The sequence below is a fragment of the Actinomadura sp. NPDC048021 genome, assembly GCF_040653135.1.
Lineage (GTDB): Bacteria > Actinomycetota > Actinomycetes > Streptosporangiales > Streptosporangiaceae > Spirillospora > Spirillospora verrucosospora.
Genome location: NZ_JBEZJQ010000002.1, coordinates 452,773 through 466,163, shown reverse-complemented (window position 1 = coordinate 466,163; position 13,391 = coordinate 452,773). Strand labels below are relative to the sequence as shown.

The 13,391-nt window shown below is 70.8% G+C and carries 17 protein-coding genes; 5 read left to right on the top strand and 12 right to left on the bottom strand.

Annotated features, from left to right (window positions below):
* Nucleotides 1-123 precede the first annotated feature (123 nt).
* Nucleotides 124-1,029, bottom strand: a complete 906-nt coding sequence (locus AB0C87_RS05475) for a LysR substrate-binding domain-containing protein (protein WP_360576636.1) — start codon at nt 1,027-1,029, stop codon at nt 124-126.
* A gap of 201 nt (nt 1,030-1,230) precedes the next feature.
* Here AB0C87_RS05475 and AB0C87_RS05470 point away from each other — a divergent pair, with 201 nt between their 5' ends.
* Nucleotides 1,231-1,515: a hypothetical protein gene (locus AB0C87_RS05470; protein WP_345178730.1), complete on the top strand. Its 285-nt coding sequence runs from the start codon at nt 1,231-1,233 to the stop codon at nt 1,513-1,515.
* Between the two features lie 74 nt (nt 1,516-1,589).
* Here AB0C87_RS05470 and AB0C87_RS05465 read toward each other — a convergent pair whose 3' ends face one another.
* Nucleotides 1,590-1,982, bottom strand: a complete 393-nt coding sequence (locus AB0C87_RS05465) for a nuclear transport factor 2 family protein (RefSeq protein WP_353833972.1) — start codon at nt 1,980-1,982, stop codon at nt 1,590-1,592.
* Nucleotides 1,983-2,100: 118 nt separating this feature from the next.
* Between AB0C87_RS05465 and AB0C87_RS05460 the strand changes: the two genes are divergently transcribed.
* Complete coding sequence (locus tag AB0C87_RS05460; protein ID WP_353833971.1) at nt 2,101-2,673, top strand: helix-turn-helix transcriptional regulator; 573 nt, start codon at nt 2,101-2,103, stop codon at nt 2,671-2,673.
* 36 nt (nt 2,674-2,709) lie between these two features.
* On the opposite strand, the gene AB0C87_RS05455 is transcribed toward AB0C87_RS05460, so the two are convergent.
* Nucleotides 2,710-3,111: a MerR family transcriptional regulator gene (locus tag AB0C87_RS05455; RefSeq protein ID WP_353833970.1), complete on the bottom strand. Its 402-nt coding sequence runs from the start codon at nt 3,109-3,111 to the stop codon at nt 2,710-2,712.
* 49 nt (nt 3,112-3,160) lie between these two features.
* On the opposite strand from AB0C87_RS05455, the gene AB0C87_RS05450 reads away from it, so the two are divergent.
* A complete protein-coding gene (locus tag AB0C87_RS05450; RefSeq protein ID WP_360350122.1) occupies nt 3,161-4,042 on the top strand; it encodes an NAD(P)-binding domain-containing protein in 882 nt (293 codons plus the stop codon).
* A gap of 71 nt (nt 4,043-4,113) precedes the next feature.
* On the opposite strand, the gene AB0C87_RS05445 is transcribed toward AB0C87_RS05450, so the two are convergent.
* The 3 genes from AB0C87_RS05445 to dnaB all read right to left on the bottom strand — a co-directional run bounded on the left by AB0C87_RS05445 (nt 4,114) and on the right by dnaB (nt 7,694).
* The gene (locus AB0C87_RS05445; RefSeq protein WP_360576635.1) at nt 4,114-4,506 is read right to left on the bottom strand and encodes an NUDIX domain-containing protein; all 393 of its coding nucleotides are present in this window, start codon (nt 4,504-4,506) and stop codon (nt 4,114-4,116) included.
* Between the two features lie 136 nt (nt 4,507-4,642).
* Nucleotides 4,643-4,978, bottom strand: coding sequence for a hypothetical protein (locus AB0C87_RS05440; protein ID WP_360576634.1), 336 nt, complete (start codon nt 4,976-4,978; stop codon nt 4,643-4,645).
* Nucleotides 4,979-5,075: 97 nt separating this feature from the next.
* Entirely contained in the window at nt 5,076-7,694 is a 2,619-nt protein-coding gene (dnaB, locus tag AB0C87_RS05435) for a replicative DNA helicase (RefSeq protein ID WP_360576633.1), read from the bottom strand.
* 338 nt (nt 7,695-8,032) lie between these two features.
* On the opposite strand from dnaB, the gene AB0C87_RS05430 reads away from it, so the two are divergent.
* On the top strand, nt 8,033-9,358 hold the full coding sequence (locus AB0C87_RS05430) for an MATE family efflux transporter (protein WP_360576632.1): 1,326 nt from the start codon (nt 8,033-8,035) through the stop codon (nt 9,356-9,358).
* A 25-nt stretch (nt 9,359-9,383) separates the two neighbouring features.
* Here AB0C87_RS05430 and AB0C87_RS05425 read toward each other — a convergent pair whose 3' ends face one another.
* The 3 genes from AB0C87_RS05425 to AB0C87_RS05415 all read right to left on the bottom strand — a co-directional run bounded on the left by AB0C87_RS05425 (nt 9,384) and on the right by AB0C87_RS05415 (nt 11,145).
* Nucleotides 9,384-10,133 (bottom strand): hypothetical protein, encoded by a 750-nt coding sequence (locus AB0C87_RS05425; RefSeq protein WP_360576631.1) that lies wholly within the window; start codon nt 10,131-10,133, stop codon nt 9,384-9,386.
* A gap of 8 nt (nt 10,134-10,141) precedes the next feature.
* Nucleotides 10,142-10,297, bottom strand: coding sequence for a hypothetical protein (locus tag AB0C87_RS05420; protein WP_345178709.1), 156 nt, complete (start codon nt 10,295-10,297; stop codon nt 10,142-10,144).
* A gap of 149 nt (nt 10,298-10,446) precedes the next feature.
* Nucleotides 10,447-11,145 (bottom strand): Crp/Fnr family transcriptional regulator, encoded by a 699-nt coding sequence (locus tag AB0C87_RS05415; protein WP_360576630.1) that lies wholly within the window; start codon nt 11,143-11,145, stop codon nt 10,447-10,449.
* A 190-nt stretch (nt 11,146-11,335) separates the two neighbouring features.
* On the opposite strand from AB0C87_RS05415, the gene AB0C87_RS05410 reads away from it, so the two are divergent.
* Nucleotides 11,336-11,524, top strand: coding sequence for a hypothetical protein (locus AB0C87_RS05410; protein ID WP_052357975.1), 189 nt, complete (start codon nt 11,336-11,338; stop codon nt 11,522-11,524).
* Between the two features lie 4 nt (nt 11,525-11,528).
* Here AB0C87_RS05410 and AB0C87_RS05405 read toward each other — a convergent pair whose 3' ends face one another.
* The 3 genes from AB0C87_RS05405 to rpsR all read right to left on the bottom strand — a co-directional run bounded on the left by AB0C87_RS05405 (nt 11,529) and on the right by rpsR (nt 13,319).
* Nucleotides 11,529-12,374, bottom strand: a complete 846-nt coding sequence (locus AB0C87_RS05405; protein ID WP_360576629.1) for a peptidoglycan recognition family protein — start codon at nt 12,372-12,374, stop codon at nt 11,529-11,531.
* A gap of 244 nt (nt 12,375-12,618) precedes the next feature.
* A complete protein-coding gene (gene rplI / locus AB0C87_RS05400; RefSeq protein WP_179845259.1) occupies nt 12,619-13,065 on the bottom strand; it encodes a 50S ribosomal protein L9 in 447 nt (148 codons plus the stop codon).
* A gap of 17 nt (nt 13,066-13,082) precedes the next feature.
* Entirely contained in the window at nt 13,083-13,319 is a 237-nt protein-coding gene (gene rpsR / locus AB0C87_RS05395) for a 30S ribosomal protein S18 (protein ID WP_019631633.1), read from the bottom strand.
* Nucleotides 13,320-13,391: the final 72 nt, after the last annotated feature.

Here is a 13,391-nt window from a genome sequence, read left to right as displayed (position 1 = left end):
TGATCATTGTCACGCGGCTTCCGCGTCATGCAGACGATTATGTTCCTTTGATCGGGCGCCACGCTCGTCGGCTATGGGGCTAGAACGCCACCAGGTCGGGGCGACCATTTGCCTCGCATTACGTCACCGTGCGTTCGCGTCGTCGGGCAAGAGGCGGCGGTGGGCCATGGCGAGGAAGGCGCGGCCGGCTGGGCTGGCGTGATGGGGACGGGCGGCGAGCACGATCCGGCGTTCCAGCGACGGACGGGCCAGCGGGACCCGGGCGAGCGCGGGCGGCCCCTGGAGCGCGGATTCGGGGAGGACGGCGACGCCGATCCGCTGGAGGACGAGCTGCCGGACGAGGGTGAGGTCGCGGGTCTCGGCGACGACGTTCGGGACGAAGCCGAAGCGGGCGCAGGCGGCCTCGATGTTGGTGCGGAGCTTGCTCGTGCGGGGCGCGGTGACGAGGGGTTCGTCCCGCAGGTCGTCGAGGGTGAGCGAGTCCCGCGCGGCGAGGGGGTGGTCGGGATGCAGGGCGACCACGACGTCCTCCCGGGCGATCACGTGCGGGGTCATCTCGGCGGCGAGCGGGGTGTCGGCCGGGCCCTGGCCGACGATGGCCGCGTCGAGCTCCCCGGTGGCCAGGGCGGCGATCAGGCCGTCGGTCTCGTCCTCGCGCAGGGTGAGGCGGATCCGCGGATGGCGGCGGTGAAAGGCGCCCAGCAGTGCGAGCACCCGCCGGTCGGGCAGCGGCTGGACCAGACCGACCGCGAGGCTCCCGGTGAGCAGCCCGGACAGCGCGGCGATCGACTCCTTCGCGTTGGCGGCCTCGGCGAGCATGGCGCGGGCATGGGGCAGCAGCGCCTCCCCCGCGGCCGTCAGGGCGACGGAGCGCCGATCGCGCCGGAACAGAGGCTCGCCGACCTCGGCCTCCAGGCGGCGGATCTGCTGGCTGACCGCCGGCTGCGCCACCTGGACGCGCTCGGCCGCGCGGGTGAAGTGGCGTTCCTCGGCGACGGCGACGAAGTATCCGAGCTGCCGGAGTTCCATAAACAAACGCTATTACGGAGAGCGCAAACCTGTCTTGGACTTATCATGCTGGGCCAGCTTAGCGTCGAACCGTCGAACCGAACGGAACGCGGGAGGCCTGACCATGGGCGAGCTGGTGGTGCCGGAGTTCATGACCCTGAACGGCGTGATCGAGGCGCCGGAGACGAGCGGCGACATCCTGGTCAACGGCGGCGGGCAGCGGTGAGCGCCCCGATGCGGGTCAGGCTCGCGATGACCCTCATGGCGTGGCTGGCGGCGTTCGCCGTAGTGATGGCGCTGTTGGCGGTCTTCGGCGACCTGCTCGCCGCGCTGCCGATGGCCGCCCGCGCGGCGGTCATCAGCGGGGTGCTCGTCACGGTCATGGTGAACGTGGTCATGCCGCGGCTCTCCACCGTGATCATCCGATGGGCCGGCGCCCCGCGCCCGGGACCGGCCCCAACGGGCACGGCGACCGGGCACGCCGACCAGGACACCGTCCATTCGTGAGCTCCGGAGGCGACCAGGGCGGCGGCCTCGGGCCCCACGGGCCGGGCCCGCCGCCCGCCGGTGTCGGGAGGCGGTCAGGAGCCGAGGAGCTCGCGCTCGATCTGCTCGAACTGCGCGCCCATCGCCTCGGCCAGCGCGGTGGCCCCCGACAGCGGGCGCACCATGACCGTCAGCTCGTCGATCAGGCCGTCCTCGTCGACGTGGAGGAAGTCGCATCCGTGCACCTCGCGGCCGTTCACGGTCGCCTGGAAGACGAGCGCGTGGTCGCGGCCGTCCGCGCCGACGATCTCCCGCACGTAGCGGATGTCCTCGAACACCCGCGCCGCGGCCCGCACGATCGCCGCCGTGATCGCCTTGCCGTGGTACGGCTTGAAGACGACCGGGCTGGTGAACACCGCGTCGTCGGCCAGCAGCCCCGCGATCGCCGCCGTGTCCCCGGCCTCCACCGCCCGCCTGAACGGATGCATGCCACACCCCCGAGATATCCAACTTGTTGAATAGGTGCAAATTACACTAGCCGGGAGGTCGGAGGCCGTCCACCGGGCGGCGGCGTGGCGACGATCACGGGCCGCTACGCTCGGAACCATGTCGTTGCGGAACGCGGTCCTGGCGACCCTTCTGGAGGGCGAGGCGTCCGGGTACGACTTGTCCAAAAGCTTCGACGCCGGCGTGGCCAACTTCTGGATGGCCACACCCCAGCAGCTCTACCGGGAGCTGGACAAGATGGCCGCCGACGGGCTGATCCAGGCGCGCGTCGTCCAGCAGGAGCGCCGTCCCAACAAGCGCCTGTTCTCCCTCACCGAGGCGGGCCGCCGCGCCCTGCACGAGTTCACCGCCCGGCCCCCGCGCCCCGGCGCGATGCGCGAGGAACTGATGGTGCAGGTCCAGGCGGTGGACGCGGGGGACGTCGAGGCCGTGATGGCCGCCCTCCGGGAGCGCCGGGCCTGGGCCGAATCCAAGATCGCCCGGTTCGAGCGGCTCCAGGCCCGCTTCCTGAACGGCCGCACCGAAGAGGACTACCTGGCCACCGCCGACCGGATCGGCCCCTACCTCACCCTCAGGCGCGGCCTCGCGTTCGAGCGCGAGAACCTCCGCTGGTGCGAGGAGACCCTGACCATCCTCGACCGCCGCACCGCCGGCCACCCCCTGAAGGGCTGACCGCCTCTTCGGCGGCGGCACGGCGTCCCGCCCGTCTCAGGCGGGAAGGGGCTCTGCACAGGCGAACGCCGGCGGGCTCCCGCCGTCCGTCCGCTCAGCGGCGTCGATGTACCCGGCGAGGGCGTCGCGGGACCGGGCGAGCCTCTCCATCTGATCGTCCAGCCGCCGCAGCCGTGTCCGCATCGCGGCCAGCAGCTCGGGACATCCGAGCAGGTCCGGGGCCTCCCCGGCCGCGCAGGGCAGCAGGTACGCGATGTCCTCGGAGGACAGACCGGCGCCGAGCAGGTGCCTGATCTGCCTCACCCGCACGACCGCCGCGTCGCCGTACTCGCGGTAACCGTTCGCCCCACGATCCGCCTCCAGCAGGCCCTGCGCCTCGTAATAGCGCAGCTGATGGGCCTTGACGCCCGTTCGACGGCTCAACTCCCCGATCCGCATCGCATCCCCACTTGACCTTCACACCGGTATCAACGTTAACGATGCTGCCATGGACGACAACAGCGACATCCCCGTAACGGTCCTCGGACTCGGCCTGATGGGCCAGGCACTGGCCGGCGCGTTCCTGAAGGCCGGGCATCCCGTGACCGTGTGGAACCGCACGGCATCCAAGGCCGACCCGCTGGTGGCCGCGGGCGCGCGGCCGGCGCCGACGGCCGGCGACGCGCTCAGGAGCGGTCCGCTGGCGATCATCTGCCTCACCGACTACCCGGCCGTGCGGGAGGTGCTCGACGCGAGCGAGCCGGACGGCACGACGCTGGTCAACCTCACCTCCGGCAGCTCGGCGCAGGCACGGGAAGCCGCCCGGTGGGCCGAGCGGCGCGGCGCCCGCTACCTGGACGGCGCCATCATGGCCGTCCCGCCGGCGATCGGCACCGCCGAGGCGGTGATCCTGCACAGCGGGCCGCGACGGGACTTCGAGGAGCACGAGTCGACGCTCGGCGCGCTCGGCACCATCACCCACCTCGGCGAGGACCCCGGACTGGCGTCCCTCTACGACGTGGCGGGCCTGGCCATGATGTGGAGCATCCTGAACGCCTGGCTCCAGGGCACCGCCCTGCTCGGGACGGCCGGTGTCGACGCCGCGACCTATGCGCCGTTCGCGCAGCAGATCGCCGGCGTGGTGGCCGGATGGCTGCCGGGATACGCCGAGCAGATCGACCGCGGCTCCTACCCGGCCGAGGTCTCGGCCCTGGAGACCGACGCGCGGGCGATGGCGCACCTCGTCGAGGAGAGCGAGGCGGCGGGCGTCGACGCCGCGCTGCCGAAGCTGTTCAAGGCGATGGCCGACCGCGCGATCGCCGCCGGGCACGGAGCGGAGCAGTACCCGGTCCTGATCGACGAGTTCCGCAACCCCGCCACCCCGGAATGACCGCGTCGCGAGAGCGCGCCCGGGGCAGGCGCGAAAGGCCTGCCGGTGCCGCGTGACGTTCCGGTCTGGGCCTAGTCCGCCGCGCCGCCGAGCAGCCCCGAGGCTCGGAGCTGCTGGAGAGCTTCGGTGACGAACGGCGGCACCCGCAGGCCCGCCAGACCGGAGAGCGAATAGAACTCCAGCTTCACGCCCTCGGTCAGCGGGAGCGTCACGGGATCCCCATGCCAGGACCCGGTGAAGAACACCACACGATCACCGTCAGGCCCCGGGGGAGAGTCCAGCCGTTGGGTCAGGGGGAGGCGGAGGCCCGTCTCCTCGCGAAGCTCCCTCGCCATCGCTTCCGCCGGGGTCTCGCCCGGTTCGGCCAGGCCGCTCGGCAGCGACCAGTACCCCGGCCATGCGATGCCGGGGAGATCGTCCCGCAGATGCATCAGGACCCGCCCGAGGCGATCGGTGAGGATCACCGCCACTCCGAACGGCTCGTCCTGAGGCACAGATCCGATCAACCGACGCCCCCGTCCACGGAGAACTTCCGGCGATGCCAGAACGCACCGCGCTCACAACTTCAGGAGGTATACCCACGCAGAACCGGGGCTCGTGTCACCACTCTCGCCACTCGTCCGTGAGCTCGGCGGGGTCGATGCCCCGCCGGCGCGCCAGCGCCTCGACGTCGGTTCCGGCGTGAGTGAGCACGTCGTCGATGTACTCGCAGAGTTCTTCGCGGTCGACGGTGTCGATGTCGTGGTCGTCGGTGCCGTCGATCTGGTTCAGCGCGACGACCACGTGTTCGACGGCGGCCATGACGGCCTGGTCAGAGGCGACGCCCAGGGCCGTCACCTCGGCTTCGAAAGCGAGCAGCGCCCTGTCGACCCGCTCCAGGAACACCTCGGGGAAGGTGCCGAGCCGCCGCCAGCCCTCGGTAGGACGGGTGATCATGCGGGAACCGTAGCGAGCACCTCGGACGTCCGGGCCGTCAGAGCCGGGCACGCCCCGATGACGCGTCTTCGACGAGGCAGGCCCGCGCCGCGGGAGGTTACTGGGCCATGTCGACGAAGCGGCTGTAGTGGCCCTGGAAGGCGACCGTCACGGTGGCGGTCGGGCCGTTGCGGTGCTTGGCGACGATCAGGTCGGCCTCACCGGCGCGCGGCGACTCCTTCTCGTAGGCGTCCTCCCGGTGCAGCAGGATCACCATGTCCGCGTCCTGCTCGATGCTGCCCGATTCGCGAAGGTCGGACACCATGGGCTTCTTGTCGGTTCGCTGTTCGGGGCCTCGGTTGAGCTGGGAGAGCGCGATGACCGGGACGCCCAGTTCCTTGGCGAGGAGCTTCAGCGAGCGGGAGAACTCCGAGACCTCGACCTGGCGGCTCTCGACGCGCTTGCCGGACGTCATCAGCTGCAGGTAGTCGATGATCACGAGGCGCAGGTCGTGCTGCTGCTTCAGGCGGCGGCACTTCGCGCGGATCTCCATCATCGACATGTTCGGGGAGTCGTCGATGAACAGCGGCGCCTCGGCGACCTCGCTCATGCGCCGGGCGAGGCGGGTCCAGTCCTCGTCCTGCATGGTGCCGGACCGCATCGCGTGCAGCGCCACCCGCGCCTCCGCGGACAGCAGGCGCATCGTGATCTCGTTGCGGCCCATCTCCAGGCTGAAGAACGCCGAGGTCAGCCCGTGCTTGATGGACGCGGCGCGGGCGAAGTCGAGGGCGAGCGTCGAGTTGTGCGTCGGAACGCAGGAACGGCCCGCCAGGTACAGGTGGTCGTCGTTGTCGACCTGGACGCACCGGACGGGCACGCTCTCGACGGGCCGGACGTCCACGATGTGCCGCACGGGCGTGCGGACCGCCGCACGTTGCCGGGACGCTTTGCGCGGCAGCCGGAAAACCGTCTCGGCAGGGACGAGGCCGATCTGCCAGAGGTCTTCTCCGGCGGGGTCGGCGGCCAAGGCGGCATCGTGACCGAGGCTGAGGAAGAGCTCGCGGATGTCAGCCGCGAGGCGCGCGGACGGGACGGCGACGTCGACGCGGCCGTCGAGGGAGATGTGCCCGCAGACGTCGAGCAGCCCGGCCAGGAGCGCCCGGCGCTGATCGGCGGAAGCCCGCAGATACCGGGAGGGGATGTGCTTGCCGTCGAGCAGGCCGAGCGAGGCGAGCCCCTCGCGTAGGCCGGGCAGGAGGTGGCACCCGAAGACGGCCTCTGCGGCGACCTCCTGGCCGGTGGCCGCGATCTGGGTGATGACCGCGCCGTCCAGGCAGGTGACGCGAGCCTCGTCATCGTCACCCGCGCCGAGCCACGCACCGAGGACGTAGGGGTCGAGCGGCAGGTCGGCCTCGGGGAGGTCGAACGCGGCGGCGAACTCCACCGCGCGGCGAGCGCCTCCGTTCAGGGCCGCGAAGATCTGCTCGGTGGTCTCGATCCGGGGCGCGGTCACGTGCGGCGAGGCGGTGGCGGGGCCTTCCGTAGCGCCGGCCGGTGAGCCCGAAGGCGTTCCGCCGCCGATGCCGGTCGCCGAGGATCGGCGGTTGGCGGCGTGGACGAGCTCGGCGTGGCGGGAGCCGGGCTGCTGCGCCAGGGCGGGGCGTGCTTCGGCGGTCGGGCGGTGTGCGTACGGCCCTCCGCCCACGCCCGCGGTCGCGCGGACGCGGGCGCTCCCCTGACCTGCGAGAGGGACGCGGCAGGCGGCTTCGGCGACGGTGGGAACGGAGTGCCGGGCCTCACCCGCGATCGGACGCCGGCCGGGAAGGGAGGAGGCGTCTCGGGAGGCGCCGGTCTCGGTGGTGCGCCACTGGTGCTGGGCGTCGGCGACGATGACCTCGCCGTCGGAGAACTCGATCTCGTAGCAGGGGCGGCCGTGCATCACCTCGGTCGCCGCGACCACGCGGGTCGGTCTCCCGTCGGCTCCGATCAGGTGGTCTCCGGGCCTGACCTCGCCCATCGTCGTCCAGCCGGCCGGGGTCGGGAGCGGCGTGGCGACGTGCAGCGCCTTGCCCATGGCGGGCCGCGCGGCGACGACGATCATCTGGCCGGGATGCAGGCCGTTGGTGAGGGCGTCCAGGTCGGCGAAGCCGGTGGGGCAGCCGACCATCTGGCCGCCGCGGCTGCCGATCGCCTCGATCTCGTCGAGGGCGCCGGGCATGATCTCGCTCAGCGCGACGTAGTCCTCGCCGGCGCGCTTCTCGGCGATGGCGAAGACCTCGGCCTGGGCCCGGTCGAGGACCTCGTCGGCGTCGGCGCCGTCGGCGGCGTAGCCCATCTGGACGATGCGGGTGCCCGCCTCGACCAGGCGGCGCAGGACCGCGCGCTCGTGGACGATCTTGGCGTAGTACCCGGCGTTGGCCGCGGTGGGCACCAGGGAGATCAGGGTGTGCAGGTAGGGGGCGCCGCCGATGCGGCCGATCTCGCCGTTCTTGGTGAGCTCGCCGGCGACGGTGACGGCGTCGGCGGGGTCGCCCCGGCCGTAGAGGTCGAGGATGACGTCGTAGATGATCTGGTGGGCGGGCCGGTAGAAGTCGGGGGTGCGCAGCATCTCCACGACCTCGGCGATGGCGTCCTGGGAGAGCAGCATGCCGCCGAGCACGCCCTGCTCGGCCGAGATGTCGTGCGGGGGGGTGCGCTCGAACTCATGCTCCTGCGGCCCGATATCCGCAACGCTCACCGCCACACCCCCTTCGTCCTGGCCCGCCGGCGCCCCGTCCGCCCATCGCCGACCGTTCACCCCACGTCTACCTGTCGCGTCCGACATTCTCGCGAGGGCGCGCCCCCGCGGGCAAAGCGTCCTGTGGACAAGCCTGTGGACGACCTGTGCAGACACGCGGTACAGGTTGTGCACGACCTGTGGACAACTCTGTGGATTCTCCGGGGACGACCCCCAGATCCAGGGTGCTGAGCTGGGATAACCTCGTCCACCGGGTGTGCGGGAAAGAAAGTGCCCCGCCGGACGCCTTGTAAGGCTTTTATTTCATTTGAGAGTTACACCCTGATAGCCTCGGCGCGATGACGTCCCCCCGGCGGCTCGCGAGCGCGCACGACCGCGAGATCCTGCGCCTCGCCGTGCCGGCCTTCGGCGCGCTCGTCGCCGAACCCCTCTTCCTGCTGTCGGACTCGGCCATCGTCGGGCATCTCGGCACCGCGCAGCTGGGCGGGCTCGGGGTCGCCGGGCAGGCCCTCAACACGCTCGTCTACCTCTGCGTCTTCCTCGCCTACGGGACGACCGCCGGGGTGGCCCGCCAGGTCGGCGCGGGAGACCTGCCGGGAGCGATCAGGCAGGGCATCGACGGCATGTGGCTCGCGGTCGCGATCGGGGCGGTTCTGATCGCGACCGGCTGGCCGCTGATCCCCTGGATCGTGGACGCGTTCGGAGCGTCCCCGGACGTGGCGCCCTATGCCGTGACGTACCTGCGGGTGAGCCTGTTCGGGATCCCGTCGATGCTGGTCGTGCTGGCCGGGACCGGTGTGCTGCGCGGCCTTCAGGACACGCGCACGCCCCTCCTCGTGTCGATCGGCGGCTTCTCGCTGAACCTGCTGCTCAACGTGGTGTTCGTCATCGTGCTGGGGTGGGGGATCGCCGGATCCGCGTGGGGCACCGTCCTCGCCCAGACCGGCAGTGCCGTCGTCTACGTGGCCGTGGTGCTGCGGGCGGCCCGGCGTCACGGCGCCTCGTTCCGCCCCGACTGGGCCGGGTTGCGGACGTCCGCCACGACCGGTTTCGGATTGCTGGTTCGGACGGCCGCCCTGCGCGTCGTCCTCATCGTCGGGACGTCGATCGCCGCGCGCATGGGCGACCCGGAGATCGCCGCGTACCAGGTCGGGTTCCAGGTGTGGACGCTGCTGGCGTTCGCGCTGGACGCCATCGCGATCGCCGGGCAGGCCATCACAGGGCGCTATCTGGGCGCGTCCGACACCGCCGCCACGCGGGCCGTCATGCGGCGGATGGTGTGGTGGGGCGTCGGCTGCGGCGTCGTGTTCGGCCTGGCCCTGCTCGTGGTCCGGCCGTGGCTGCCCGCCCTGTTCACCTCCGACGGCGACGTCCGGAACCTCCTGCTCGCCTCACTGCTCCTCGTGGCGGCGCTGCAGCCGATCGCCGGGGTGGTGTTCGTCCTGGACGGCATCCTGATCGGGGCGGGCGACGGCGCCTACCTCGCCGTGACGACGCTCGTCGCCACGGCCGTCTTCCTGCCCGCCGCCCTCGTCGCCCACCGTGCGGACGCGGGCCTGGTCGGCCTCTGGACCGCGATCGGCCTGTGGATGCTGACCCGGATGATCACGCTGAGCCTGCGGGCCCGCGGCGACCGCTGGATGGTCACCGGCGCCGCCCGCTGACCCCGGCGAGGGGCCCTCATGAAGGTCAGGCGGGCACCGAGGAGACGGACGGCGGGGAGGCGGAGGCGGAGGCGGTCGAAGCCTTGATGTCCGGCACGGGACTGTCGAGCATCGGCAGCTTGACCGACGCGATGTTCCTGGGCGCGCCGCACAGGACGAGGGAGCGCTCCTCCCACTGGTCCACCAGGGCCTTGGTGAACTCGTCCCCCTTCAGCCGCTCGTACACCGGCTTCGTCACGCCGATGTGCCAGGGCGCGACCGCCTTCGTGATGGAGAAGACCAGGTTGACGGTGTCGCCGGTCAGTTCCTCGGTGTACCGCTTCCCGTCCGACCGGGGGACGGCGATCACGGAACCGTCGGAGATGGCGCTGGACACGGCGAACCCCGTGGCCCGGCTGGGCGGCTGACCCGTGCCGGCGTACTGGACTTCGTGTGCGGCCTCCGTGAGCAGTTCCCAGCACTGGGGCACCAGGTCTTGCCATGCCACCGCGTGAGCCTCCTGCGCGGTCTTGAGCGCGCGGAGAGCCCGTTCGCGGGGGGTCCCCCGGTAGGCGACCAGGAGGCAGTCGCCCTGCCACGCGTAGATGTCACCACCGAGGGACTTGGCGATCGGCTCCACCTTCGACCAGAAGCTCCGGGCCAGGACTCCGGCGCGCCTGGGGTTGTGCGGCCCCAGTTCGTACACGATCCGGCTGAAGCCTCGGATGTCCACCAACAGGAACGCCGCTTCGAACTCCGACGCTTCGAGATCTGCCTCTCCGGGCCTGGTGCTCACGTCTCCTCCTACTCCGCCTGGACCTGAGCCGCTCTCTTGCCCTCGGCGGGAGCGATCAGGTGCTGGGCCACGCTCGTCGCGATGAACACGGCCCCGATGGTCACCAGTGCGATGACCTTGACCTTCGACAGTGTGGGGACGTTCAGGAGTCCCCCGATCTGCATGTTCCCCCCTACGAGACCGATGGCGATGCACACCGCTCCAACGACGTCCAGCGACATGGTGGCTACCTTCCTTCCGGGTCGCTACACCCTGAAGGTAAAGCATCCACATTCATTTGTGAAGCTCTCCACATATACAAGTGGGATCGTACTTAGGAGTCAGTGGAGTAGATCTTGCGAAGGCCCTCGAGGTCGAGGACGAGCATCCTGCCGTTGCGGGTCGCCACCAGGCCGTCGTCACGGAGCCTGGACCAGGTGGTGGACACCGACTCCCGGGAGATGCCGATGAGGCTGCCCAACTCGGTCTGGGTGCGCGGATAGGGGAGCCAGATGCCGTCCCGGTTGCTCCGGCCGACCTTCTCGACCAGGCTCACCAGGATCTCCGGGATCTGCATGGAGGTCTTGTGCTTCTGGAAGTGGATGTTGGCGGTCTGCTCGTCGACCCGCTCCGCGAGGATCTCCGTGTAGGCCCACCACGCCTCCTTGTGGTTCCAGAGGAAATCCTTGAACTGGGTGTCCTCCAGCTCCAGCACCTCGACCTCGTCCAGGGCGCGCAGGGACGCGGAGCGCGGCCTGTTGAGCAGGCCCGCCATGTCCCCGACGATGTCGCCCTCTCCGCGGAAGGCCAGCAGCCTGCCGTTGGCCCCGGGAGCGGGGGGGTCTCCCGGCCTGGGGTCGGGCTCGGAGACGACGGCCGCCCACCCGCGCAGGATGATCATCACCGAGCGGGACCGGCCCCGCTGGCGGATCAGCCTGTCACCCGGCGGGAGGACGTCGCGGGTCGTGTACTCCAGCAGAGCCGCCCGCTCGGCCTTTCCGAGCCTCCCCCAGAAGGATGTTTCTTGAGTCATACACCGAAGTGTAAGCCTCCACATGGAGGTGTGGCCATACGCGCGGCCCCTTGTGGACCTAGATCGACGCAGGAGCCCAGGGGTCGACAGGGTCAGCCCCCGGCTCCACCCCGGTGGGTACGGACGCGCCCGGCCGGCCCGATTCTCGGATTGCCGCCGCACCGCCAGTCACTCCCGCTACTATTCGAACATGTGTTCCACACATGGCGAGCGGATGGCCCGGCTGACTCAGGCGATCGACGACCTGGCGGCGGAGGGCCTCGCCGGCCTGCCCCCCGAGACCCTGGTCGAACGGGTGGCGGGCATCTGGTCGCTCGTCGAGGGCATCGATCCCGAGATCGCCCGCCGCCGCACCCGCTACACGACGCCCGAGACGTAGCGGCTCAGCCCAGGTCGTCGAGAGACGGCAGCAGCGGCGACAGGATCGACCCGCCGTCGGAACCACCGCTCTGGCTCGTGGAACTCTGGCTCGGCGCGCCCTCCAGACGTTCGGCCACCGAGCGCCGCAACTGGGGCAGCCGCGCGTAGAGGACGTCCCCGGGGCACGAGGTGTTGTTGTAGTCGCGGTGCCCCACGATGGCCTCGGACGGATCGAGGTCGTACTTCTGGCAGAGCCAGACGCACACCTCCGTCAGCGATTTCCACAGGGCGCCCGGCACCGCCGCGGACATGTAGGTGCCCTCGTTCTCGATGCCGATGGTGTGCTGGTTGTGGTGCAGGACCTGCGCGCCGATGGCGAGGGTGCCGGACCGGATGGCTTTGAGGCTCCGGTTGCGGCCCTCCATCACGATGCCGCCGCGGCTGATCGTGAGCTGCTGGCCCGCGTCGTCCCAGCCGTTCTTGTTCATGTGGATGTTCTGGATGGACCGCGACAGCGCGAACGCGTGCGCGAGCGAGCGGTCCCGCGCGTTCGCCGTCGCCGTGTGGTGCACGATGATGTGGTCCGGCGGCCGGTCGACCACCTCCGCCCCGCGCCTCGGCGCCCTGGCGTTCCACTGCGCCCGCGTGTACACCTGCGGGGCGTCGGCCGTGAACAGCACGCGGTCGCCGGCCCCCCGGTCGGCCCCCGCCGTAAGATCTGCCGCCATGGCCTCATTCTGGCGGGACGTCCCCAGGGGCAGCATCTCCAGCAGCCCGGCGCCCACGACGCCGCCGATGGCCGCCCTGCGTGTCACTGCCCTGCCCGTGCTCCGCCGGTCGTGCGCGCCCTCCCCCGAATGCGCGATCACCACCGCCCCCCTTCGTCCCGCGACACTATGATCACGGAACGTAATCACCGCAAAGCTGATCACTCAAACACACGGCGATTCACGGGCGTTTCACGGGAAGTCCGCACATCCACGGCCTGGCAAACGCCGGCAGACCCCGCATCCCCGGCCCTTGCGACCAGGCCGAAAACGGGTTTCGGTTTGAGCACCAACGCCGACGACCCCCGGCCCTGAGCGGGTCCGGGGGTCGTCGAACGGTCGTGCGTCAGGCCTCGACGACGTTGACGTCGATCGTGGCGTTGACGTCGCTGTGCAGTCGCACGCTGACCCGGTGGGTGCCGACGGTCTTGATCGGGTTCCCGATCTCGATGCGGCGGCGGTCCAGGTCGGGGCCGTTGGCGGCGCGGACCGCCTCGGCGATGTCGGCGGCCGTGACGGCGCCGAACAGGCGGCCGTTGCTGCCGGTGCGGGTGCGCAGCGTCACGCGCAGCCCGCCGAGCCGGTCGGCGACCTCGCGGGCGTGCTCGACGGTCGCGATCTCGCGGGCCGAACGCGCCTTCTTGATCGAGTCGACCTGCTTCTCGGCTCCCCGGGTCCACTTGATCGCGAACCCGCGGGGGACGAGGTAGTTGCGGCCGTAGCCGTCGCGGACGTCGATGACGTCACCGGGCTCGCCGAGCCCGGAGACCTGCTGGGTCAGGATGAGCTTCATGTTCTTTACCCCCTGCCTCAGCGCGCGGTGCTGGTGTACGGCAGCAGCGCCATCTCGCGGGCGTTCTTGATCGCCGTGGCGACGTCCCGCTGGTGCTGGGTGCAGTTGCCGGTCACCCGCCGGGCACGGATCTTGCCGCGGTCGGAGATGAACTTCCGCAGCAGGCCCGTGTCCTTGTAGTCGACGTAGGAGATCTTCTCCTGACAGAAAACGCAAACCTTCTTCTTCGGCTTGCGGGGAGGTGGCTTCGCCATCGTGGTGCTCCTTTGGGAGAGCCCCGCTCACGCGGGAATGGACGTGTACTCGTTGTCTCTTTGTCGCGCCGG

Bases quoted from the DNA above. Each gene is read 5' to 3' on its own strand.
- AB0C87_RS05475 (WP_360576636.1), bottom strand. From the start codon at position 1,029: ATGGAACTCCGGCAGCTCGGATACTTCGTCGCCGTCGCCGAGGAACGC.
- AB0C87_RS05465 (WP_353833972.1), bottom strand. From the start codon at position 1,982: ATGCATCCGTTCAGGCGGGCGGTGGAGGCCGGGGACACGGCGGCGATC.
- AB0C87_RS05460 (WP_353833971.1), top strand. From the start codon at position 2,101: ATGTCGTTGCGGAACGCGGTCCTGGCGACCCTTCTGGAGGGCGAGGCG.
- AB0C87_RS05455 (WP_353833970.1), bottom strand. From the start codon at position 3,111: ATGCGGATCGGGGAGTTGAGCCGTCGAACGGGCGTCAAGGCCCATCAG.
- AB0C87_RS05450 (WP_360350122.1), top strand. From the start codon at position 3,161: ATGGACGACAACAGCGACATCCCCGTAACGGTCCTCGGACTCGGCCTG.
- AB0C87_RS05440 (WP_360576634.1), bottom strand. From the start codon at position 4,978: ATGATCACCCGTCCTACCGAGGGCTGGCGGCGGCTCGGCACCTTCCCC.
- AB0C87_RS05430 (WP_360576632.1), top strand. From the start codon at position 8,033: ATGACGTCCCCCCGGCGGCTCGCGAGCGCGCACGACCGCGAGATCCTG.
- AB0C87_RS05420 (WP_345178709.1), bottom strand. From the start codon at position 10,297: ATGCAGATCGGGGGACTCCTGAACGTCCCCACACTGTCGAAGGTCAAG.
- AB0C87_RS05415 (WP_360576630.1), bottom strand. From the start codon at position 11,145: ATGACTCAAGAAACATCCTTCTGGGGGAGGCTCGGAAAGGCCGAGCGG.
- AB0C87_RS05410 (WP_052357975.1), top strand. From the start codon at position 11,336: ATGTGTTCCACACATGGCGAGCGGATGGCCCGGCTGACTCAGGCGATC.
- rplI (WP_179845259.1), bottom strand. From the start codon at position 13,065: ATGAAGCTCATCCTGACCCAGCAGGTCTCCGGGCTCGGCGAGCCCGGT.
- rpsR (WP_019631633.1), bottom strand. From the start codon at position 13,319: ATGGCGAAGCCACCTCCCCGCAAGCCGAAGAAGAAGGTTTGCGTTTTC.